The 20,092-nt window shown below is 75.7% G+C and carries 22 protein-coding genes and 1 tRNA gene; 15 read left to right on the top strand and 8 right to left on the bottom strand.

All coding sequences use genetic code 11. The annotated features are described in order from the left end of the window. The first annotated feature begins 72 nt into the window (after window positions 1–72). The 3 genes from BLS21_RS22390 to BLS21_RS22380 are packed head-to-tail and all read left to right on the top strand — an operon-like array spanning window position 73 to window position 1,720. Window positions 73–435, top strand: a complete 363-nt coding sequence (locus tag BLS21_RS22390; protein WP_091223695.1) for a VOC family protein — start codon at window positions 73–75, stop codon at window positions 433–435. Then, window positions 432–851, top strand: coding sequence for a PaaI family thioesterase (locus BLS21_RS22385; protein ID WP_217636245.1), 420 nt, complete (start codon window positions 432–434; stop codon window positions 849–851). The genes BLS21_RS22390 and BLS21_RS22385 overlap by 4 nt, the downstream gene beginning before the upstream one ends. Beyond that, window positions 848–1,720 carry a phosphotransferase family protein gene (locus BLS21_RS22380; RefSeq protein WP_091223693.1) on the top strand — a complete coding sequence of 291 codons (873 nt, stop codon included), beginning with the start codon at window positions 848–850 and terminating at the stop codon, window positions 1,718–1,720. The genes BLS21_RS22385 and BLS21_RS22380 overlap by 4 nt, the downstream gene beginning before the upstream one ends. On the opposite strand, the gene BLS21_RS22375 is transcribed toward BLS21_RS22380, so the two are convergent. Genes BLS21_RS22375 through BLS21_RS22360 form a run of 4 tightly spaced genes read right to left on the bottom strand, consistent with a single transcriptional unit; the run spans window position 1,690 to window position 4,348 of the window. Further along, window positions 1,690–2,652: an MSMEG_6728 family protein gene (locus BLS21_RS22375; protein ID WP_091223691.1), complete on the bottom strand. Its 963-nt coding sequence runs from the start codon at window positions 2,650–2,652 to the stop codon at window positions 1,690–1,692. The genes BLS21_RS22380 and BLS21_RS22375 overlap by 31 nt on opposite strands. A 31-nt stretch (window positions 2,653–2,683) precedes the next feature. Then, complete coding sequence (locus tag BLS21_RS22370; protein WP_091223689.1) at window positions 2,684–2,998, bottom strand: biopolymer transporter Tol; 315 nt, start codon at window positions 2,996–2,998, stop codon at window positions 2,684–2,686. Next, complete coding sequence (locus BLS21_RS22365; RefSeq protein WP_091223687.1) at window positions 2,995–3,861, bottom strand: NAD-dependent protein deacetylase; 867 nt, start codon at window positions 3,859–3,861, stop codon at window positions 2,995–2,997. The genes BLS21_RS22370 and BLS21_RS22365 overlap by 4 nt, the downstream gene beginning before the upstream one ends. Before the next feature lie 40 nt (window positions 3,862–3,901). Continuing rightward, complete coding sequence (locus BLS21_RS22360) at window positions 3,902–4,348, bottom strand: SRPBCC family protein (protein ID WP_091223685.1); 447 nt, start codon at window positions 4,346–4,348, stop codon at window positions 3,902–3,904. A gap of 217 nt (window positions 4,349–4,565) precedes the next feature. On the opposite strand from BLS21_RS22360, the gene BLS21_RS22355 reads away from it, so the two are divergent. The 3 genes from BLS21_RS22355 to BLS21_RS22345 are packed head-to-tail and all read left to right on the top strand — an operon-like array spanning window position 4,566 to window position 7,303. Continuing rightward, complete coding sequence (locus tag BLS21_RS22355) at window positions 4,566–5,063, top strand: nucleoside deaminase (RefSeq protein WP_217636244.1); 498 nt, start codon at window positions 4,566–4,568, stop codon at window positions 5,061–5,063. Beyond that, entirely contained in the window at window positions 5,060–6,355 is a 1,296-nt protein-coding gene (gene codB / locus BLS21_RS22350; RefSeq protein WP_175479703.1) for a cytosine permease, read from the top strand. The genes BLS21_RS22355 and codB overlap by 4 nt, the downstream gene beginning before the upstream one ends. Before the next feature lie 45 nt (window positions 6,356–6,400). Beyond that, entirely contained in the window at window positions 6,401–7,303 is a 903-nt protein-coding gene (locus tag BLS21_RS22345; protein WP_245700678.1) for an alpha/beta fold hydrolase, read from the top strand. Here BLS21_RS22345 and BLS21_RS22340 read toward each other — a convergent pair. Further along, window positions 7,192–7,572 (bottom strand): hypothetical protein, encoded by a 381-nt coding sequence (locus BLS21_RS22340; RefSeq protein ID WP_139177253.1) that lies wholly within the window; start codon window positions 7,570–7,572, stop codon window positions 7,192–7,194. The two genes, BLS21_RS22345 and BLS21_RS22340, sit on opposite strands and share 112 nt — an antisense overlap. A 97-nt stretch (window positions 7,573–7,669) precedes the next feature. Here BLS21_RS22340 and BLS21_RS22335 point away from each other — a divergent pair. The 6 genes from BLS21_RS22335 to BLS21_RS22310 all read left to right on the top strand — a co-directional run bounded on the left by BLS21_RS22335 (window position 7,670) and on the right by BLS21_RS22310 (window position 11,919). After that, window positions 7,670–7,742 (top strand) — tRNA-Arg (locus tag BLS21_RS22335). A gap of 444 nt (window positions 7,743–8,186) precedes the next feature. Next, window positions 8,187–8,792, top strand: coding sequence for a DUF1326 domain-containing protein (locus tag BLS21_RS22330; protein WP_091223680.1), 606 nt, complete (start codon window positions 8,187–8,189; stop codon window positions 8,790–8,792). Between the two features lie 647 nt (window positions 8,793–9,439). Then, window positions 9,440–9,646, top strand: a complete 207-nt coding sequence (locus BLS21_RS22325; protein WP_139177252.1) for a hypothetical protein — start codon at window positions 9,440–9,442, stop codon at window positions 9,644–9,646. A gap of 33 nt (window positions 9,647–9,679) precedes the next feature. Further along, the gene (locus BLS21_RS22320; RefSeq protein ID WP_091223675.1) at window positions 9,680–9,976 is read left to right on the top strand and encodes a hypothetical protein; all 297 of its coding nucleotides are present in this window, start codon (window positions 9,680–9,682) and stop codon (window positions 9,974–9,976) included. Window positions 9,977–10,128: 152 nt separating this feature from the next. Continuing rightward, complete coding sequence (locus BLS21_RS22315) at window positions 10,129–10,500, top strand: GNAT family N-acetyltransferase (RefSeq protein ID WP_245700675.1); 372 nt, start codon at window positions 10,129–10,131, stop codon at window positions 10,498–10,500. A gap of 54 nt (window positions 10,501–10,554) precedes the next feature. Further along, complete coding sequence (locus tag BLS21_RS22310) at window positions 10,555–11,919, top strand: cryptochrome/photolyase family protein (RefSeq protein WP_091223671.1); 1,365 nt, start codon at window positions 10,555–10,557, stop codon at window positions 11,917–11,919. Here BLS21_RS22310 and BLS21_RS22305 read toward each other — a convergent pair whose 3' ends face one another. Next, a complete protein-coding gene (locus tag BLS21_RS22305) occupies window positions 11,920–12,759 on the bottom strand; it encodes an SCO6745 family protein (RefSeq protein WP_091223669.1) in 840 nt (279 codons plus the stop codon). A gap of 64 nt (window positions 12,760–12,823) precedes the next feature. Between BLS21_RS22305 and BLS21_RS22300 the strand changes: the two genes are divergently transcribed. From BLS21_RS22300 to BLS21_RS22290, 3 genes are all read left to right on the top strand, one after another. Next, a complete protein-coding gene (locus BLS21_RS22300) occupies window positions 12,824–13,633 on the top strand; it encodes an Fpg/Nei family DNA glycosylase (protein ID WP_091223667.1) in 810 nt (269 codons plus the stop codon). A 65-nt stretch (window positions 13,634–13,698) separates the two neighbouring features. Further along, a complete protein-coding gene (locus tag BLS21_RS22295) occupies window positions 13,699–14,496 on the top strand; it encodes a glycoside hydrolase family 25 domain-containing protein (RefSeq protein WP_217636243.1) in 798 nt (265 codons plus the stop codon). Window positions 14,497–14,578: 82 nt separating this feature from the next. Further along, the gene (locus BLS21_RS22290; RefSeq protein ID WP_175479702.1) at window positions 14,579–15,988 is read left to right on the top strand and encodes an FAD-dependent oxidoreductase; all 1,410 of its coding nucleotides are present in this window, start codon (window positions 14,579–14,581) and stop codon (window positions 15,986–15,988) included. Between the two features lie 92 nt (window positions 15,989–16,080). Here BLS21_RS22290 and BLS21_RS22285 read toward each other — a convergent pair whose 3' ends face one another. Both BLS21_RS22285 and ppc read right to left on the bottom strand, forming a co-directional pair. Further along, window positions 16,081–17,190 (bottom strand): inositol monophosphatase family protein, encoded by a 1,110-nt coding sequence (locus tag BLS21_RS22285; RefSeq protein ID WP_091223641.1) that lies wholly within the window; start codon window positions 17,188–17,190, stop codon window positions 16,081–16,083. After that, window positions 17,183–20,020, bottom strand: a complete 2,838-nt coding sequence (gene ppc / locus BLS21_RS22280; RefSeq protein ID WP_217636242.1) for a phosphoenolpyruvate carboxylase — start codon at window positions 20,018–20,020, stop codon at window positions 17,183–17,185. Before ppc ends, BLS21_RS22285 begins: the two co-directional genes overlap by 8 nt. Window positions 20,021–20,092 lie beyond the last annotated feature (72 nt).

Below are 20,092 nucleotides of genomic sequence, written 5' to 3'. Positions count from 1 at the left end.
GTGGCCGGATCGTCGCGGCGAGCGGCCGGATCACCGCTGGTCGGACGCTCCCCCGGCCCGCAGGATGGGCCCATGATCGGCCAGTTGCACTCCGTCGTCATCGACGCGCCGGACGCGTACGCCCTCGCGACGTTCTACGCCGACCTGCTGGGGATGGAGGTCAGCAAGGGCTCCCCGGGCGACGACTGGGTCGTCGTCACCGGCCAGGGGTACCGGCTGGCCTTCCAGCAGGCGCCGGACCTCACGCCCCCGGACTGGCCCGACCCGCAGCGCCCGCAGCAGTTCCACCTCGACGTCCGGGTGGCCGACATCGAGGAGGCCGAGCCCAGGGCGCTCGCGCTCGGCGCTCGGCCGCTGCCCGGCGGAGGGGGCGACTTCCGCGTCTACGCCGACCCGGTGGGCCACCCGTTCTGCCTCGTGTGGGACGCCGCGTGAGCGCCGACCTGCCCGCGGTCGACCTCGCCTCGGCCAGTCCCTTCGTCGCCGCCACCGCCTTCGAGGTCGGCGAGGTCAGCGGCACGCGCGTGACCGGGACGGTCCAGGTCGGGCCGGAGCAGCACACCCCGTGGGGCGTCGTCCACGGTGGGCTCTACTGCGCCGTCATCGAGTCCGCGGCCAGCATCGGCGCGAGCGTGGCGGTGGCCGACGGCGGGCAGTTCGCCGTCGGCGTCAACAACAACACCGACTTCATCCGCTCGATGACCGAGGGGCGGCTGCAGGTCGTCGCCGAGCCGGTGCAGCAGGGCCGCACCCAGCAGCTCTGGCAGGTGCTGCTCACCCGGGCCGACGACGGCAAGCTGGTCGCCCGCGGCCAGGTGCGGCTGCAGAACGTGCGCCGGCCCGGCGCGTGACGGCGCCCGCCCGGGCGGTGCGGGCCCTGCTCGCCGCCCGTGCGGTGGCCGCCGAGCACGGGGTCCGCTCGACCGGGCCACGGGTGCTGCAGGACGGCGTCAACGTCGTCGTCCACCTGGCGCCGGCGCCGGTCGTCGCGCGGGTGGCGACCCTGACGCCGCTGCTGCGCACCAGCCCGCTGCGCTCGTTCGCCCGCGAGGTGGCCGTCGCCGGCGCCCTCGCGGCGGCGGGCGCGCCGGTCGTCCCGCCCAGCGACCTGCTGCCTCCGGGGCCGCACCGGTACGCGGGCCTCGAGCTCTCCTTCTGGCAGCACGTCGAGGTGCTGCCCTCGGTGCCGTCGCCGGGCGAGGCGGCCCGCGCCCTGGTCGAGCTGCACGGCTCCCTCGCGGCGCTGCCGGTGGACGGCGCGCCGCTGGACACCCCGCTCGACGACCTCGCCCGCTTCGCCTCGGTGGGCGGGGCGTGGGGAGCCGCTCCGGCGCAGCTGGACCGTCTGCGCGACCGGCTGGCGGAGCTCCGCCCGAGGCTGGACGGCGAGGTGGTGCGGCTGCACGGCGACGCGCACCCGGGCAACCTGCTGGCCACCCCCGGCGGCTGGCGGTGGACCGACCTCGAGGACACCTGCGCGGGCCCCCGGGCCTGGGACCTCGCCTGCCTGCGCAGCACCTCCCGGCTCGACGGCCGGGCCGCGCTGGACGCGGTCGGCGGCCCCTCCGACGCCGAGCTGGCGCCGTGGCTGGAGCTGCGCCGCCTGCACGCCGCCGCGTGGAGGACCGTCCTCGCGGCCGGCCGGCCCCGTCCCGAGCCTGCGAGGGGTGGGGAGGACGGGGTCCTCCGTCAGGCCAGTGGCAGCGCCGGCTCGCGGTAGGTGGTGCCGGCCAGCGCCGGCGGCAGCACGTCGGGGTCGATGACGACGGAGAACAGCGCGCGAGGGTCCTGCAGGGTGGCCGGCGGACGCGCGGCGGCGCGCGGCACGACGCGGTCCCAGCGGGCGGGACGGCGGTGCGGCAGGAGCTCGCGGCCCTCGAACAGGTAGTCCCCGAGCACCTCCCCCACGAGCAGCCCCGCGCCGTGCTCGATGGGCAGCGCGACCGGGTCGCCGGGGCGGACCTCGTCGAGGAAGGCCGAGAGCTGGCGCAGGTCCTTGGCCGGGCGGCGGCCGGAGATCTCCTTGGAGAGCGCCCGCAGCTCGGCCGGGGACAGCCCGGTGGCGTCCACGTCGATGCCGGACTGGGTGCCCAGCCCGACGACGCCCGCGGCCAGGCAGGCGCCGAGCTCGTTGTGCGCGCGGGGGCGCACCACCCACACCCGGGTGCCCTCGGGCTCCGGCGCGGGCGGGACGTCGTCGGGCCCGGGCCACAGGTAGGGCAGATCCTCGGGCTCGACGCCGAAGATCGGCTGGAAGAGCGGCCGGTAGAAGTCCGGCTCCTTGGCCAGCAGGTTCGACCGGTGCGACAGGTGCAGCGCCTCGTCCCCGACCCAGGTGGGCAGCATCCCGGCCCGGGCCAGTTCCTCCTGCGGGACGCCGACCACGTCGGGAGCGAACTCGGCGATCAGCGTGTGCGTGGTGTCGGCGAACCCGCGCTCCCGCCACACCCGGACCATGGCCAGCCCGTACGCCACGAGCGCCGGCGTCCGCCCGCGCCACATCCGGACCACCGGGTGCGACGTCCAGCCGTAGTCGGGCAGTTCGAGGGCCCGCAGCACCTGGAGCGTCTCCACCCGCTGCTTGCCCAGGCGGGGCGAGTCCAGGAGCCGGGCGCTCTCCTCGAAGTCGGCGACGGGCAGGAAGGTCTGCATCGCGGCTCCTCCTTCCCGGACCGACGCGGGGTCAACCGCCCGGCGCGTCCAACGCGGAGAGGGCGGCCTCCCAGCGGGCCCGGCGCGCGGCGTCGTCCTGCTCCCACCACGCGGTGCCGCGCTCCCCCAGCCCGGTCTTGGCCAGCCGCACCCGGGCGCGGGCGGCGGCCAGCGCGGCGTCGTCCCCGGTGCGGCCGGCAGACCGCACCGCCGAGCGCGCCACCCCGAGGTGGTGCAGCAGGCGGGCGCGGACGTCGTCGGGCAGCGCGGGGTCGGCCGCCCGCCAGCGCCGGCCGTCGACGACCAGCCAGCGGCCGTCCTCGGTGCGGCCGACCTCGCGCGTCACGCAGCCAGACGGCGGACCAGGTCGGGCAGCACCGTGCCGAGCGGGGCGTCCACCCGGACGTCGACCTTCGCGTCACCCCGGGTCGGGCCGAGGTTGACCAGCCCGACGGGTATGCCGAGCTTCTCGGCGCGCAGCACGAACCGGTAGCCGCTCATCACCGTCAGGGAGGAGCCCAGGACCAGCAGGGAGCCGGCCTGCTCGACCATCGCGAAGCAGGTGTCCACCCGGTCGCGCGGCACCGTCTCGCCGAAGAAGACGACGTCGGGCTTGAGCGGACCGCGCCCGCAGGCCAGGCAGTCGACCATGACGAACCCGTCGAGCAGCTCGTCGGGCAGCTCGGCGTCGCCGTCGGGGTTGACCTCGTCGACGTGCGGCCCGAAGTGCGGGTTGACCGCGTGCAGCCGCTCGTGCAGCTCGCCGCGGTCGGCGACGTCCCCGCAGGCCAGGCAGACGGTGCGCTCCAGCCCGCCGTGCAGCTCGACGACGTCCCGCGCGCCGGCGGCCTGGTGCAGCCCGTCGACGTTCTGCGTGACCACCCCGGTCACCAGCCCGGCCCGCTGCAGGTCGGCGACCGCGGCGTGCCCGGCGTTGGGCCGGGCCTCGCGGATCTGCGGCCAGCCCACGAAGCTGCGCGCCCAGTAGCGGTGCCGGCCGCGCGGGTCGCGCAGGAACGTCTGGTAGGTCATGGGCGTGTGCCGGCGCAGCGACCCGGTGGCCCCGCGGTAGTCGGGGATGCCGGAGTCGGTGGACAGGCCGGCTCCCGAGAGGACCACGACGTCGCCGTCCGCCACGAGCGCGGCCAGGTCCTCGAGGGTGCCGGGGTCTGCGGTGGCCGGGTCGACGGCGGTGGGGACTGCGGTCACGCCGCCATGGTCCCCCGCGCCGGCAACCCGCGCCGCGACCTCAGGAGGTGGCGACCTCGCGGTCGAGCCGGCCCAGCAGCTCCTCGTACACCCGGCGCAGCCCCTTGGGTGCGAAGGTGCGCTCGAAGAAGCCGCCGATGCCGCCGGCGCCGTTCCAGGTGGTGCGCACCCGGACGGTGGTCAGCCCGGCGTCGGCCGGGTGCAGCGTCCAGGTGGTCACCATCGACGAGCGGGTGTCGGTCTCGACCAGGGTGTCGGGGTCGGGCTGGCCGACCTCGACCAGCTGGTCGCGGACCCGCTTGGAGGTGGCGGCGAAGCGCCAGGCGACACGGGTGCCCGCGCCCTGGCCGCCGGACTCGACCCGGTAGCCGCTGAACTGCTCGGGGAGCACGCGGGGACGCGTCCCCTCGTAGTCGGCGAGAGCGGACCGCACCCGGTCCACCGGCGCTCGGACGACCCGTTCCGCGGTGGCGACGACCTGACCCATGGCCCCCATCCTGCCGTCGCCCCCACCGGGGACGTCGCCAGGGCTGCCAGCCGGCGCACGGCAGCCGCTCCGCGGGCCGGACCGGCTCGCCGTCGGCAGCGGGGACGACGGTCCGCGGGGCGCGGCCGCACCGGGCACCGCCGTCCACGACCCGCGGTGCGGGGACCCGGGCCCGCCCTGCACCATCACACCGCCGCCGTCCTGCGAGGAGGAGCCCGTGACCACACCGCCGCTGCCCACCGTCCCGGCCGACCTGACCCCGGAGGAGCGCGACCGGTTCTTCCTCGGTCTGGCCGTCGAACAGGCGCGCATCGGCTGGGAGGAGGGCGGGGTCCCGATCGGTGCGGCGTTGGTGGACGGCGACCGGGTGCTGGCCGTCGGCCGCAACCGCCGCGTGCAGATGGCCAGCGCCATCCGGCACGGGGAGACCGACTGCATCGAGCGGGCCGGCCGGCTGCCGGCGTCGGTGTACCGCCGCAGCGTCCTCTACACGACCCTCTCCCCCTGCCTCATGTGCGCGGGGACGGCGCTGCTCTACGACATCCCGCGCGTCGTCGTCGGCGAGAACCGCAGCTTCCAGGTCTCCGAGGAGCTGCTGCGGTCCCGCGGCGTGCAGGTCGACGTGCTGGACGACCCGGACTGCCTCGCCCTCATGGAGCGGATGCTCGCCGAGCGGCCGGAGCTGTGGCTCGAGGACATCGGGGAGGAGTCGTGACCGCGTCCGAGGCCCCGACGGCGGAGGTCGTCGACCCGGACTACCCGGTCACGCCGGTCCCGGCGCACGCGCGGAAGTCGTTCTTCTCGATCGCGGTCGTGCTGCTCGGCTTCACCGTGTTCACCCCGACGATGCTGGCCGGCGCCACCCTGGGGCCGGCGTTCGCCTTCGACGACCTCGTGCTCGTCATCCTCGCCGGTTCGCTCATCCTCGGTGCGTACGTGGCCGTGATGGGCTGGGTCGGCGCGCGGACCGGCCTCACCACCGTCGTCATGGCCCGCTACACGCTGGGCACCCGCGGTGCCAAGCTGGCCTCGATCCTGCTGGGCGGCACGCAGATCGGCTGGTACGGGGTCGTCGTCGGCACCATCGGCGACCTGACCGCCGAGGCGCTGGACTGGCGCTCGTACGGTGCCCGGGCCGCGGTCATGGTCCTCACCAGCGTGCTGATGTGCGCCACGGCCTACTGGGGCTACCGCGGCATGTACTGGGTCTCGCTGGTCTCCACCCCGCTGATCCTCGTCCTGGCGTTCTGGGTGGTCGGCCGGTCGCTGCAGGAGGTCGGCGGCCTCGGGGGACTGACGAGCGTCCGGCCGACGGCGTCGATGGCCGTCGCCGTCGCCATCACCACCGTCGTCGGCACGTTCGTGTCCGCCGGCACCCAGGCGCCCAACTGGACCCGGTTCGCCCGGCGCGGCTCGCACGCGGTGTGGGCCTGCGTCATCGGCTTCCTCGTCGGCAACGGGCTCATGGTGTTCTTCGGCGCGATCGGGGCGCTGACCTTCGGCGAGGGCGACTTCGTCCTGGTCCTGTACCAGCTCGGGCTGGTCGGCTGGGGTCTGGTGCTGCTGTTCGGGAACCTCTGGAAGAGCAACGCCGACACGGCCTACGCCTTCGGGGTGGCCGGCGCCGAGCTGTTCGACCGTCCCAGCAAGGGCCCGTTCGTGATCGGCGGCGCGGTGGTCGGCACCGTGCTCGCGCTCACCGGGGTGCAGAACCACCTCGTCGAGTACCTGGGACTGCTCGGCACGTTCATCCCCCCGCTGGGCGGCGTCATCATCGGCGACTTCCTCGCCCGCTGGCGGCGGCGCGGCATCCCCACCGGCACGATCCCGCCCGCGGTGCGGTGGCCGAACCTGCTCGCCTACGCGGTGGCCGCCGCCCTCGCGTGGCTCAGCGGTGAGCTCGGCATCGGCATCCCGCCGGTCATCGGCATCGTGGTCGCCATCGCGCTGTCGACGGGGCTGTCCCGGGTGGGCTCCCGGCCCGCTGCCTCGGTCGACGCGGCGTGAGGAGACTCACCCCGGCCCGGAGTCCGCCCCGGGTACCCAGGAAGGGTGACCGCACCGCTCTCCCTCACCCGCACCGGCACCGGCACCGGCGAACCGCTGCTGCTGCTCCACGGCATGGGCAGCTCGCAGCGCGACTTCACCGCCGTCGTCGGGTCCCTGGCCGAGCGCTTCGACGTCCTGGACGTCGACCTGCCCGGGGTCGGCCGCTCGCCGGCCCTCGACGAGCGGCCCACGGTCGCCGCGATCACCGACGCGGTCGAGCGGACCCTCGACGACCAGGGCGTCGGCCGGGTGCACGTGCTCGGCAACTCGCTGGGCGCCCGGGTCGCCCTCGAGCTGGCCGTCCGCGGCCGCGCGCGGTCCGTCGTGGCGATCGCGCCGTCCGGGCTCAACATGCCGCCCGAGCGGGCCCTCCAGGGCGGCGGGATGACCCTGGCTCGGGTGGCCCTGCGCACGATCGCGCCGCTGGTCGACCCGCTGTCCCGCTCCGCACTCGGCCGGGCTGCGCTGCTGGCCCCGCTCAAGGCGCGCCCGTGGAGCACCTCCGCCGAGGAGGCCGTCGGGGCGCGCGAGGGCTTCGCCGACTCCCGCGACTTCTGGCGCACCCTGCTGTGGGGGCTGCTGCTCGACGTCCCGCGGGGTCTGGACCGCATCGACTGCCCGGTCACCCTCGTGCAGGGCGTGGCCGACTGGGTCGCCTCGGGACAGACGGTGCGCTACCTGCCGCTGGTCCCCGGGTCCCGCTTCGTCCCGCTGCTGTGGGCCGGGCACGCACCCCAGTCGGACCGACCGCGGACCATCGTGCGGCTCGTCGAGGAGGCCGCCCGCCGGGCCGGTCAGCCGGCGGACTCCTCCGCGTTCAAGAACGAGCACCGGAACCGGGCGGCTGACATCGCCTCGGTGAACAGCGACTCCCAGGCCGGGTCGGCCGACGAGAAGGCCGTGTAGACCCGCTCCTCGAGCACGACCGGCAGCCCGTCGGGGCCGGGGTAGGACCGCCGCAGCAGCACCCGCGTCTCGCCGTCCACCTCGTCGTGCGCCGGCGTCCAGCGGGCACGGGCCACCGCGTCTGCGAGCCGGGCCTGCTCCCGTCCGGACAGGCGCTGCCGGCCGGCGGCCGGCGGGACGGCCGGACGCGCGGACCAGACGCCCAGGGCGTAGAGCAGCAGGCCGACGAGGGCCAGCAGCACCACCAGCTCGAAGAGCAGGACGACCACGGGGACGACGGTAGCCACCACAGGGCGCCGCGGACGGGGTCCGCCGCATGGCCCGCTAACCTCGACGGGTACGCCCCGGTCGGCCCCGCGCCGACGAGCCCCCGTAGCTCAGGGGATAGAGCATCGGTTTCCTAAACCGTGTGTCGCAGGTTCGAATCCTGCCGGGGGCACTGGCGTACCTGCAGCTCAGCGGCTTGTCCGGCGCCTCAGGTGAGGCGCCGGAGGCGATGGCGAGCGATGCGGCCGTGTGGCGCTGCTCGTGGGGCACCGGGCCCTCGATGCCAGCAGGAACCGCTGCCCGGTCGAAGTGGCCCCGGCAGAAGTCCTGCACCCGAAGCGGCGTGCCGGACTGCGACGGGAAGGCCAGGCCGTCGGCGGTGCAGGCGGCGCTGCCCGGCTCTACTCCGTCCCAGACGTGCAGTCCAGCCGACGACCAGCCTTGAGAGCCAGTGGCCCTGGACCGATGCCTCTGTCAGAGCAACACTGTCTTGTTCGGTCCGCGCTGACCCAGCAGGTCGGCACGCCGAAGTGAACGACGCGAGCAAGCCCTTCAGGCACTGCCTGGTGTCGAAGAGAGTGCACCGTGAGGCGGGGTCTCGTACCAGGGAGGAGCGATGGCCTGGTCTGTCAGGGGACGATGGTGGGAGCACTGCAGCTGCAAGATGTGGTGCCCGTGCTGGCTCGGCCCAGCCGAACCCGACCAGGGATGGTGTTCGGGGGTCCTGTTCTTCGACGTGCAAGAAGGACAGTCTGACGGCGTAGACCTCCGCGGCGGGAAGGTCGTCTTCCGGGCCGATTGGCCTGCAGACTTCTTCAGCGGTAACGGCATTGCCCGTCTGTATCTCGATGAGTCGGCGAGCCAGGAGCAGCGGACGGAACTCGCGGAGATATTCTCCGGCAGGCGGGGTGGGCACCTCGAGGCCGTCTGGCAGGGGACGATCTCGGAGTGGCTCCCTCCGGAGATCACCAGGATCGAGCTGAACGACGGCGAGACTCCGTCGATGCGCATCGGGGATGTCGGTCGCGTGGAGTACCAGGCGCCTCTGCAGGACCCGACGGGCAGGGCAACGGCAGTGCAGGATGCGGCGGCCGCCACGGCGTTCGCACTCGGGACCGTCACTCTGACCCGAAGTGACGGCAGCAGCTGGTCGGGACCGGACATGCGAGAATGGGAGAGCGGCGGCTCCGGCACGTCGGGCACCTTCGACTGGAGTTCCTGACCTGTCGAGCGCCACTCGAATCCACGGCTTGCTCGGGCTCCTCGGTCGAGGTGAGCCGCCGTCGCACCATCTCGGAAAGTCGGCTCGGCGGCTGTCCTCCGGTGCGGGCCGAGCTGGGTGCCCACCATGAGCGATGGGATCACGCCGGCTGCTGTCCCTGCGGGCATGCGACCGTGATCGCCGAGCCGACCCCTGACCAGGCTGGCACCGACCCAGCAACCCGTCGGCAGGGCCCGTCCACACGTCTGGTCGCTTCCCGCAACCGGCTCCCGTCGGGCTGCACCGGTCGGGAAAGGGTGGGCCGTGGCCCATCCCGGCGGGAAGCGGCAGCTCCCGTCATCGGCCTGGAGCCGATGGCCGCACTCGGTCCGCAGGACGTCCAGCCGAAGCCCTCGAGGACCGCAGCGCACGAACGGTATGACCGCAGCTCAGCCGCGATGTTCATTGACGATCAACAGCGTCCGGTCACCCGCTGGACGCAGCCCTGAACCGTGTGCCGCAGGTTCGAGTCCTGCCGGGGCACCTCGGCCCTGGTTACGCAGCGACGCCGTGGGTACCGTCCGCCGTGTCCGGGGGAGCCGTCGGTCGAATCCAGGACGCCGGTCCCCCATCGCCGTCGCGGAGGCCGCGGCGCGGAGGTGACCGGCATGAGCACCGGTGAGCGCCTCACCTGGGAGACGTGTCCGACCTGCGGCCGGTGCGCGGCGGTGGGCTGGCGCGATGGGGTCCCCGTCGCGGTCGACTGTCCCGGCGGCTGCCGCCCGAGCGCCGACGAGTTCACCCGGCGCGCCCCGTCCGCCGCGGTGCCCTCGCCCACGTCCCGCTGGACCGCCGCGGCCCGCACCTGGACCTGAGCGCACCCGGCCGCTGCGGGTACCGGCCCCTCCATGGCACTCCGCAACGCGGCCGTCGCGGCCGGCGGCCAGTGGGTCGACCCCGACGACGGCATCCGCTACCCCTCCGGCGAGGTCCACGCGTGGGAGCGCGGCCGCAACGAGACGGTCTGCGGCCTGTCGCTGAGCCGGTCGCGGCTGGCCCGCTTCCCGCACGTCAGCTGGGCCGACGTGCAGCCGGAGTCCGGCCGCCACGCCGAGGAGGTGCAGGAGGTCTGCCGGCGCTGCCGGGCCGCACTCGGCGGACGGCGGGACGAGCGCGGCTGGACGCGGACGAACCCACGGCCCTGAGCGTCAGCGCCGCCGTGAGGACACGTCCCGGAACGGCGGGTGCAGCGCCACGGACACGCCCGATCCGGCCACGGCGTGTCCCCCGCCAGGGCGACACGTCCCCGGCGGGGCGGCACTCCCCGGCGTTCCGAGGCGTTACCGTCTCTGCACGCATGTCGAGTCCCGGCAACGGCGCCGGGGACGAGCGGAGGGGGACACCCAGCATGGAGACGAGCGTGGTCGACGTCCCGGACCGGGGACGGTTCGAGGTCCGGCTCGGTGACCGTGTCGTCGGTCTGGCCAGCTACCACGTCGAGAACGGCACGATGGCGCTGCCGCACACCGAGGTCGACCCGTCCGTCGGCGGCCGCGGCATCGGCTCGGCGCTCGTCGCCGGCGTGCTCGCCGCCGCCCGTGAGCGCGGGCTGACCGTGCTGCCCTACTGCTCGTTCGTGCGCCACTACATCCAGCAGCACCCCGAGGAGCTCGACCTCGTCGCCGACGACGACCGGCCGCACTTCGGCCTGGCCACCGCCGACCGCTGATCCGCTCGGTCGTCCGGCCTGCGCGACCACCGAGGGCTGCCTACGCTCCCCCGGGTGCCCACCGCGCTGCTCTGGTTCCGCCGCGACCTGAGGCTGGCCGACCACCCGGCCCTGCTCGACGCCCGCGAGGCGGCCGGGCCGGGTGGCGCCGTCCTGCCGCTGTTCGTCTTCGACCCCCGGCTGTGGGGGCCCTCCGGACTGCCGCGGCGGCAGTTCCTCCTCGACTGCCTCGCCGACCTCGGCGGGCAGGTGGACGGCGCGCTGGTGCTGCGCTCCGGCGACCCGGCCCGGGTCGTGCCCGACCTGGCCCGCGAGGTGGACGCGGTCAGCGTGCACGTCTCGGCCGACACCGGCGTCTACGGCCGGCAGCGCGACGCGGCGGTCGAGCGGGCCCTCGGCGACGTCCCCCTCGTGCGCACCGGCTCGCCGTACGCGGTGACGCCGGGCCGGGTCACCAAGTCCGACGGGACGCCGTTCCGCGTCTTCTCCCCCTTCGCGCGGGCCTGGCGAGAGCACGGCCGGCGGGCCCCCGCGCCGCGACCGGGGTCGGTGCCGTGGAGCACCGGCGTCCGCTCCGAGGACCCGCCCGAGGTGCCGGGCCTGGACGGCGTCCGGCTGCCCCCGGCCGGCGAGGCCGCCGCCTCCGCCGCCTGGCGGACCTTCCGCGCCGAGCGGCTGGAGGGCTACCGGACCACCCGCAACACCCCGGGCACCGACGGCACCAGCCGGCTGTCGGCCTACCTGAAGTACGGCTGCGTGCACCCGCGCACGCTGCTGGCCGACCTCGACGACCTCGACACCGACTCCGCCGACAGCTTCCGCAACGAGCTGTGCTGGCGGGACTTCTACGCCGACGTCCTGTGGCACCGCCCGGAGTCCGCCCGCGAGCCGCTGGACGAGCGGATGCGCGCGATGACCTACGACACCGGCCCGGACGCCGACGCGCGGTTCGCGGCGTGGGCGCAGGGCCGCACCGGCTACCCGATCGTCGACGCCGGGATGCGCCAGCTGCTCGGCGAGGCCTACGTGCACAACCGCGTCCGGATGATCGTCGCGTCGTTCCTGGTCAAGGACCTGCACGTCGACTGGCGGCGCGGCGCCCGGTACTTCATGCAGCACCTCGTCGACGGCGACCTGGCCAGCAACAACCACGGCTGGCAGTGGGTCGCCGGGACCGGCACCGACGCCTCGCCCTACCACCGCGTCTTCAACCCCACCCGGCAGGGCAAGGAGTTCGACCCGGACGGCGACTACGTGCGCCGCTGGGTGCCCGAGCTGCGCGACGTCCCGGCGAGGTACGTGCACGAGCCCTGGCTGGCGCCGGACGGCGTCCCCGGCGGCTACCCGCTGCCGGTCGTCGACCACGCCGAGGAGCGCCGGGTGGCCCTGGAACGCTACGAGCAGGTGCGCGAGCGCTGATCAGCCGCGGGAGCGGATCCAGTCCGGCAGCAGGCCGGAGTCGAACAGCCGCTCGCGCAGCGGTGCCACCAGCCCGACCAGCCGCTGCGTGCCGTCGGCCCCGAGGTGCGCCCAGCCGGCCACCGCGAGCCGGTCGGTGGTCGCCTCGACGTCCGCCCGCAGGGCACGGCCCGCGTCGGTGAGGCCGCCGTCGTCGACCAGTCCGCGGTCGCGGCAGCGCCGCTCCCCCGCCGTCCACTCCGCGTCGCTCCAGCCCCGGGTGGTGCGCACGAAGTCGGTGCTGCCCGAGGCCAGCCCGCCGGTGACCAGGGCCTCCACGGGGTCCAGCCCGGCGGCCATGAGCGCGGTGACGTGGCCGTCGCCGCGGTGCTCGCGCACCAGCAGGCCGGCGTGCCACAGCTGCAGCAGCGGGTCCTCGGGCCAGTCGGCGCCGCTCCAGGCCGCGTAGAGGGGCCGCCCGGCCGCACCCAGCCCCGCAACCGCCTCGCGGGCCAGCTCCAGCACCTCCGCGACGTCGGGCTCGCCGAGCACCCGGTGCAGGGCCGTGCCGACGGCGTCCCTCCGCGCGGTGGCCCACTCCTCCGGCGTCCCGGCCGCCCAGACGGCCGGGACCGCACGGGCGACGAGGTCGGGCGAGAAGACGTAGAAGGTGGCGACCACGAGCGCCGGGTCGGCCGCGCCGAACGCCGACGACCGGGCGGCGAAGTAGCCGGCCCGGGTCGCCGGCACGCCGAAGCGGTCGTAGGCCCGCTGCACCTCGGGGGCGAAGAAGGCGACGACGTGGAGGGTCTCCAGCGACCCCCAGGCGCTGCGGGCCAGCTGCGGTGTCACCTGGGTCACCGCCCCATCGTGGCGGAGCTGCTGGTCAGGGGTGAAGCTGGGGGCATGACCTGCCGAGCCGCCCGTGCCTGAGGGACACACGCTGCACCGGCTGGCCCGGGACCAGTCGCTGGCCTTCGCCGGCCGTCCGGTGCACGTGACCAGCCCGCAGGGCCGCTTCGCCGCCGGCGCGGCGCTGCTCGACGGCCGGGTGCTCGACGAGGTGACCTCCTACGGCAAGCACCTGTTCGCCTGCTTCGGCGCCGACACCCTGCACGTGCACCTGGGCCTGTACGGCACCTACACCTCCGGCGAGGGCACCCCGCCGCCTCCGCGCGGTGCGCTGCGGATGCGCTGGGAGGGCGAGGGGCCCGACGGCCTGGGCGTGTGGACCGACCTGCGTGGCGCCACCGCCTGCGAGGTGCTCACCGCGCCGGAGGTCGACCGCATCCTCGACCGCCTCGGCCCCGACCCGCTGCGGCCGCGCAGCGACGGCACGGGAGCCCACCGGCGGATCGCCGGCAGCCGCACCGCGATCGGCGCGCTGCTCATGGACCAGTCGGTGCTCGCCGGGGTCGGCAACGTGTACCGCGCCGAGATCCTCTTCCGGCACGGCGTCTCGCCCTTCCGCCCGGGGCGGGACGTCGACGCCGACACCTGGGCGGCGATGTGGGCCGACCTGGTCGTGCTCATGCGCTCCGGCGTCCGGATGGGCCGGATCGTCACCACCCGGCCGGAGCACCGCGACCGCCGCAGCGGCGCGGTCCGGCGGGAGGACGCGCACTACGTGTACCGGCGCACCGGGCTGCCCTGCCGGGTCTGCGGGACGCCGGTGCAGAGCCAGGTGATGGTCGGCCGCAACCTCTACTGGTGCCCGGTCTGCCAGGCCCTCTGACCCGGTGACCGGAGGCTCCTCCCGGCCTATCGTGGAGCATGGCCGGCGGGGGGCGTGCTCTCGGGGTGGCCGCGCTCGCCGCGGCGTGCCTGGCCCTCGGTGTGCCGGTCGCGGCGGCCGACCCGGGCAGGGACGCCGAGGTCGGCCACGACGTCTCCTTCCCGCAGTGCGGCGACCCGCTGCCCGACGACCCGGCGTTCGCCGTCGTCGGCGTGAACGGCGGGCTGGCGACCCGGCCCAACCCCTGCCTGGCCGAGCAGCTGGCGTGGGCGGCGGAGGAGACGACCGGCGCGGTGGCGGCCCAGCCGCGGCTGCAGCTCTACGTCAACACCGCCAACCCCGGCCAGGTCCGCCACCAGGTGACCACGTGGCCCGCCCGCGGCCGCACCCCGTACGGCCGCTGCGAGGGGACCAACAGCCGGGCCTGCTCGTGGCAGTACGGGTGGGAGCGCGCCGCGGTCACGGTGACGGAGTTCTTCGTCCCCGCCGCCGAGGCCGCCGACGTCGACCCCGACCCGGGGGAGCACACCTGGTGGCTCGACGTCGAGACGACGAACACCTGGCAGACCGGATCGGCACCCGCCCGCGCCCGCAACCGCGCGGCGCTCGAGGGGATGGTCGCCCGGCTCGCGGCCACCGGCGCGGAGGTCGGCCTCTACTCCACCGGCCGCCAGTGGCGGCGGATCGTCGGCGTGGTCTCCGAGGACAGCCCGCTGCACCACCTCGACAGCTGGCTGGCCGGGGCGAGCTCCCTCGCCGGCGCCCGCGCCACGTGCCGGTGCGACCCGCTCGTCGACGGCGGGGACGTGGTCCTCGCCCAGTACGTCGTCGGCGGACTGGACCACGACCACAGCTGCGTCTGAGACGACGGACACGGGCTGCCTCCTGGACCCGGGCTTCCCGGAGCCTGGTGCTCGCCCACCCGGGCGGGACAGGATGCGTGACGTGTCGGCCGCCGAAGACCCCGGTCCCCCGTCCCCTCCCCCGCGGCTGCGGGTGGCCGTCGTCGGCGCCGGTCCGGCGGGCATCTACACCGCCGAGGCGCTCACCCGGCAGCAGGAGGTCCCGGTCGCCGTCGACCTGATCGACCGGCTGCCCACCCCGTTCGGCCTGGTGCGCCACGGCATCGCCCCCGACCACCCGAAGATGCGGGCGATCCGCGACACGCTGCACCGGGCCCTGGACCACCCGGCGGTGCGCTTCGTCGGCAACGTGGAGATCGGCCGCGACCTCTCCTGCCGCGAGCTGCACGCCGCGGTGGACGCCGTCGTGTACACCTACGGCGCCGCGCTGGACCGGCAGCTGGCCATCCCCGGCGAGGAGCTGCCCGGCAGCCTGGCCGCCACCGCGCTGGTCGCCTGGTACACCGGCCACCCCGACGCCGACCGGGCGACGGTCGAGGCGGCGTTGGCAGGTGCCCGGTCGGTCGTCGTCGTGGGGGTCGGCAACGTCGCGCTCGACGTGGCCCGCGTGCTGGCCCGCACCCCGGCCGAGCTGGAGCCCACGGACATGCCGCAGCACGTGCTCGACGCCCTCGCCGGCGCCCCGGTCGAGCGGGTCACGGTGCTGGGCCGCCGCGGCCCGGCGCAGGCGACCTTCACCACCCAGGAGCTGCGCGAGCTCGGCGAGCTGGCCGAGGCCGACGTGCTGGTCGACCCGGCCGACCTGGAGCTCGACCCGGCCGCCGAGGAGCGGGTGGCGGCCGACCGGGTGGCGTCGCGGAACCTGGCGGTGCTCCAGGAGTGGGCGCAGCACACGGCGCAGCCGGGCCGGACGACGGTGACGCTGCGCTTCTTCTCCCGCCCGGTGCGCCTGCTCGGCGAGGACCGGGTGACCGGCGTCGAGGTCGAGCGCACCGTCGTCGACGCCGACGGCCGGGCCTCGGGCACCGGCCAGACGACCGTGCTGCCGGCCGACCTGGTGGTCCGCTCGGTCGGCTACCGCGGCGGCGAGCTGCCCGAGCTGCCGCTCGACCCGCGCCGCGGCACCGTCCCCAACGACCTGGGCCGGGTGCTGCGCGGCGGGGAGCCCTCCCCCGGCGAGTACGTCGCCGGTTGGATCAAGCGCGGGCCGACCGGGGTCGTGGGCACCAATAAGCACGACGCCCGCGAGACGGTGGCCACCCTGCTGGCCGACGTCGCGGCCGGCGTCGTCCGCCCCGGCAGCAGCGGGGACGACGACCTGGTGACGACCCTGCGCGCCAACGGCGCCGACCCGGTGCTGCTCGAGGACTGGCGGGCCATCGACGCCGCCGAGGTCGCGCTGGGCGCCACCCGCGGCCGGGCGCGGACGACGCTGCACGAGTGGGAGTCGCTGCTGGCCGCCGTGAAGGACGCGGCCGCCCGCACCCGCTGAGAGAGGACCCCCTTGCCCCCCACTGCTCGCGAGCTCGCAGCGGGCCCCTGCAAGGGCGCCGTGGGCGTGTGCACAGCCTCCTGTGCCTGACCTCAGGTCAGCTCGCGCAGCAGCGCCCGCGCCCGCTCCTCGGTGCCCGCGGCGACGAACCGGAACAGCCGCTCGGTGTCCGGCCGCAGCCGCAGCGGCGCGCCGTCCGGGCCCAGCGCCACCCCGCCGGCGGCGGCGAGCAGCGCCAGCCCGCCGGCGACGTCGTGCACGTGGGTGCCGCTGCGGTCGAGGTTCTGCCACGCCCCGGCGGCACCGTCGGCGACCAGGCAGACGTCCACCGCGGTGCATCCGGTCACCCGCACGCGGCGGGCGCTGGCCGGCACGACGACGGCCGCTCCCGACGGCGCGGTGGGCGCGACGACCGTCCCGGCGTCCCGCGGCCGGACCGGCACGCCGTCGCGCCGGGCGCCGTCCCCGACCGCACCGGACCAGCGGCGGCCCGACGACAGGTCGGCGACCAGGCCCGCGACCGGGCGGCCGTCCTGCACCAGCGCGGCGGAGAAGGCCCACGGGGCCAGCCCGGCGCGGAAGTTGCCCGTGCCGTCGAGGGGGTCGAGCACCACCCACGGCTCGTCGCCGGGGACCGGGCGGTCGGAACGCTCCTCGCTCAGCACGGTCACCCCGAGCGGGCGCAGCGCGTGCGCGGCGGCCAGGTGCGCGGCCTCGTCGGCGCCCAGCGACGGGCTGCCGTCGGCCTTGGTCGACTCCTGGCCGGCGTCCCGCGCCAGCGCGACGGCGACCTCCACCCGGGTCGCGGCCAGGGCGGCGAGGTGCAGGAAGCGGGCGCGCAGCGGGGCGTCGTCCGGCGGCGTGGGGACCGCGACGACGTCGTCGGTGGCCGCGCCGCGCACCCGCTCGCAGCCCCAGGCCGACGCGACGGCGAGGACGGCGGGCTGCGCGACCAGGGCACCGCGCCGGCGGACCAGCACCGCCTCGGCGCGCCCGTCGTCGGCCCACGCGCGGCGCAGCAGGGCGACGCCGTCCCGGTCGTCGACGAGCAGGCGGAGGTCGGGGTCGGTGAGTGTGGTCGCCAGGGCGGCCGGCGCGACGTCGAGGGCCCGGGCCGCGGCCTGGACCTCGGCGGAGCCGGTGGCCACGCGGAGGTCCAGCGGCTCGGATCCGGCCAGCTCCTCCAGCTGCGGCTCAACCACTGTTGCGCAGGGCCGTGGCGATGCCGTTGATGGTCAGCTGGATGTTGCGGCGGACCAGCTCGTCGTCGTCCCCACTCCGCCCCTCGTACCCGCGACGCCGGCGCAGCATCTCCACCTGCAGGTGGTGCAGCGGCTCCAGGTAGGGGAAGCGGTTGCGGATCGACCGCGCCAGCGAGGGGTTGTCGGCCAGCAGCCGGTCGTCGCCGGTGACCGCCAGCAGCATCCGGCAGCTGCGCTCGTGCTCGGCGGTGAGCTGGTCGAACACCCGGTGCCGCAGGTGCTCGTCGGGCACCAGCTCGGCGTAGCGGGCGGCCAGGTCGAGGTCGGTCTTGGCCAGCACCATCCCCATGTTGGACAGCATCGTGCGCAACCACGGCCAGCGCCTGTGGAGCTCCTGCAGCCGGCCGAGCCGGTCGGGGTCGCCGGAGGCCTCGCCCTCGCGGACGTAGCTCTCCAGCGCGGTGCCGGTGCCGTACCAGCCGGGCAGCATGATCCGCGCCTGCGACCAGCTGAACACCCACGGGATGGCGCGCAGGTCGGCGATCGAGTCGCCGGCCTTGCGCGACGGCGGCCGGCTGCCGATGTTCAGCTCGGCCAGCTCGCCGATCGGCGTGGCCGCCCGGAACCAGTCCACGAAGCCCGGTGTCTCGTGCACCAGCGCGCGGTAGGCCCGCTGGGCGCGGGCGGCGAGGTCGTCGAGCAGCGCGTAGGCGGGCTCGGCGTCGTCCCCCAGGCCCTCGGTGTCGAGCAGGGTGGCCTCCAGCGTGGCTGCGACCATCGCCTCGAGGTTGCGCCGGGCGCGGTCGGGCTCGCCGTACTTGGCGGCGATGACCTCGCCCTGCTCGGTGATCCGCAGCGCACCGGCCACCGCGCCGGGCGGCTGGGCCCGGATCGCGTCGTAGCTCGGGCCGCCGCCGCGGCCGACGGTGCCGCCGCGGCCGTGGAACAGCCGCAGCCGCACGCCCTCGCGCCGGGCGACCTCCACCAGCGCCAGCTCGGCCCGGTACAGCGCCCAGTTGGCCGCGAGGTAGCCGCCGTCCTTGTTGCTGTCGGAGTAGCCGAGCATGACCTCCTGCACGTCCCCGCGGTTGCGCAGCAGGGCCCGGTAGAGGGGCAGGCCGAGGACGGCGGTCATGGTCTCCGCGGCGCGCTGCAGGTCGGCGATCGTCTCGAACAGCGGCGAGATGCCGACCGGGCAGCGGGGGCCCGGGTGGGCGGGGGACGGGTCGCCGGGGTCGAGCAGGCCGACCTCCTTGAGCAGGACGGCGACCTCGAGGACGTCGCTGACCGACTCGCACATGCTGATCACGTAGTTCGGGACCGCCTGCGGGCCGAGCGCCCGCACCTGCTCGGCCGCGGCGCACAGCACGTCGAGCTCGCCGCGGGCCAGGTCGGAGAGCTCGGCGTCCGGGCGGACCAGGGGACGGCGCATCCGCAGCTCGCCGACCAGCAGCTCGACCCGCTGCTCCTCGTCGAGGGCGGCGTAGTCGGGGCAGACCCCGGCCCAGGCCAGCAGCTCGGCGAGGACCTCCTCGTGCACGGCGGAGTTCTGCCGCATGTCCAGGCCGGCCAGGTGGAAGCCGAAGTCCTCCACGGCCTCCCGCAGCCGGGCCAGCCGGTCGTCGGCCAGGGCGCCGGCGCCGTGCGTGCGCAGCGAGGCGTCGATCGTGGCGAGGTCGGCCAGCAGCTCGTCGGGGACCGCGTAGGGCTCGAGCGCGGTGTGCGGCGGCGGGCCGGGCACCGACCCCAACACCCGCCGCGCGGTGGCGGCCAGCCGGGCGTGGATGCCGTACAGCGCGCGGCGGTAGGGCTCGTCCGCGCGGAACGGCGAGCTGTCCCGGGAGGCCTCGGCCAGGTGCGCCAGCTCCGGCGTCGGCGTGATCAGCCGGTCGGACATCGACAGCTCGTCGTGCAGCGCCAGCAGCTCGGCGAGGTGGTGGCCCAGCGCCGTCTCGGCCTGCCGGGTGCTGGCCAGGCGGACGGCGTCGGCGGTGACGAACGGGTTGCCGTCGCGGTCGCCGCCGATCCACGAGCCGGGCAGGAGCACCGGCCGGTCCAGCCGTGCCGAGGGCCAGCGCTCGCGGAGCGCCCTGCGCAGCTCGGCGTTGATCGCCGGGACCACCTCGAACAGCGACAGCTCGTAGTAGCGCAGCGCCTCGTCGATCTCGTCGGCCAGCCGCAGCCGCGACAGCCGGAGCAGCGCCGTCTGCCAGAGCGTGAGCACCGCGCGCTCCAGCTCCGCCGACCACGCCGGGTCGTCGGCCTCGCCCGGCGCGGACCGGTCGCGCCGGCGGATCAGCTCGGTGATCTGCCGCTGCACCCGCGAGACGGTGCGACGGCGCACCTCCGTGGGGTGCGCGGTGACCACCGGGCTCACCAGGGCCCCGGCCAGCTCGCGGGCGACGACGTCGGCGTCGAGGTGCGCGGCGTCGAGCAGCTGGAAGGTCGCCGCCAGGCTGCCCTGCTGCGGCGGCGAGCCCTCGATGCGGTGGAACCGGCGGCGGCGCTCGTGGTGCAGGTCCTCGGCGAGGTTGGCCAGCAGCGAGAAGTGGCTGAACGCGCGGATGACGTGGTTCGCCGAGCGGACGTCGAGGGCGGCGAGCCGGGCGGCGACGTCGGCGCGGTCGACCTCCGAGCGGCGCAGCCGGAAGGTCTCCACGCGGGTGGACTCGACGAGCGCGAGGACGTCGTCGCCCGACTGCTGGCGGACGACCTCGCCGAGGACCCGGCCCAGCAGCCGGATGTCCTCGCGCAGCGGGGCGTCGGCGACGTCCTCCTCGACTCCTCCGTGGTGGCGCAGGTCGGCGACGTCGACGGTGGCTTCGGACACCCGGTGAGTATCGACCGCCCGTGTGACGCGTGGGTGTCGTGGCGTGGCCCCGCGGCGTCCGTGGGCGCCCCA

Origin of the sequence: Geodermatophilus siccatus, assembly GCF_900103785.1 — a bacterium.
GTDB classification, from domain to species: domain Bacteria; phylum Actinomycetota; class Actinomycetes; order Mycobacteriales; family Geodermatophilaceae; genus Geodermatophilus; species Geodermatophilus siccatus.
The sequence above is the reverse complement of the archived record's forward strand: the minus strand, read 5'-3'. Positions and strand labels throughout refer to the sequence as shown.

Coding starts and splice junctions, on each gene's coding strand:
- BLS21_RS22315 (WP_245700675.1), top strand. CDS start 10,129: ATGTCGAGTCCCGGCAACGGCGCCGGGGACGAGCGGAGGGGGACACCC.
- BLS21_RS22360 (WP_091223685.1), bottom strand. CDS start 4,348: ATGGGTCAGGTCGTCGCCACCGCGGAACGGGTCGTCCGAGCGCCGGTG.
- BLS21_RS22390 (WP_091223695.1), top strand. CDS start 73: ATGATCGGCCAGTTGCACTCCGTCGTCATCGACGCGCCGGACGCGTAC.
- BLS21_RS22375 (WP_091223691.1), bottom strand. CDS start 2,652: ATGCAGACCTTCCTGCCCGTCGCCGACTTCGAGGAGAGCGCCCGGCTC.
- BLS21_RS22325 (WP_139177252.1), top strand. CDS start 9,440: ATGAGCACCGGTGAGCGCCTCACCTGGGAGACGTGTCCGACCTGCGGC.
- BLS21_RS22330 (WP_091223680.1), top strand. CDS start 8,187: ATGGCCTGGTCTGTCAGGGGACGATGGTGGGAGCACTGCAGCTGCAAG.
- BLS21_RS22320 (WP_091223675.1), top strand. CDS start 9,680: ATGGCACTCCGCAACGCGGCCGTCGCGGCCGGCGGCCAGTGGGTCGAC.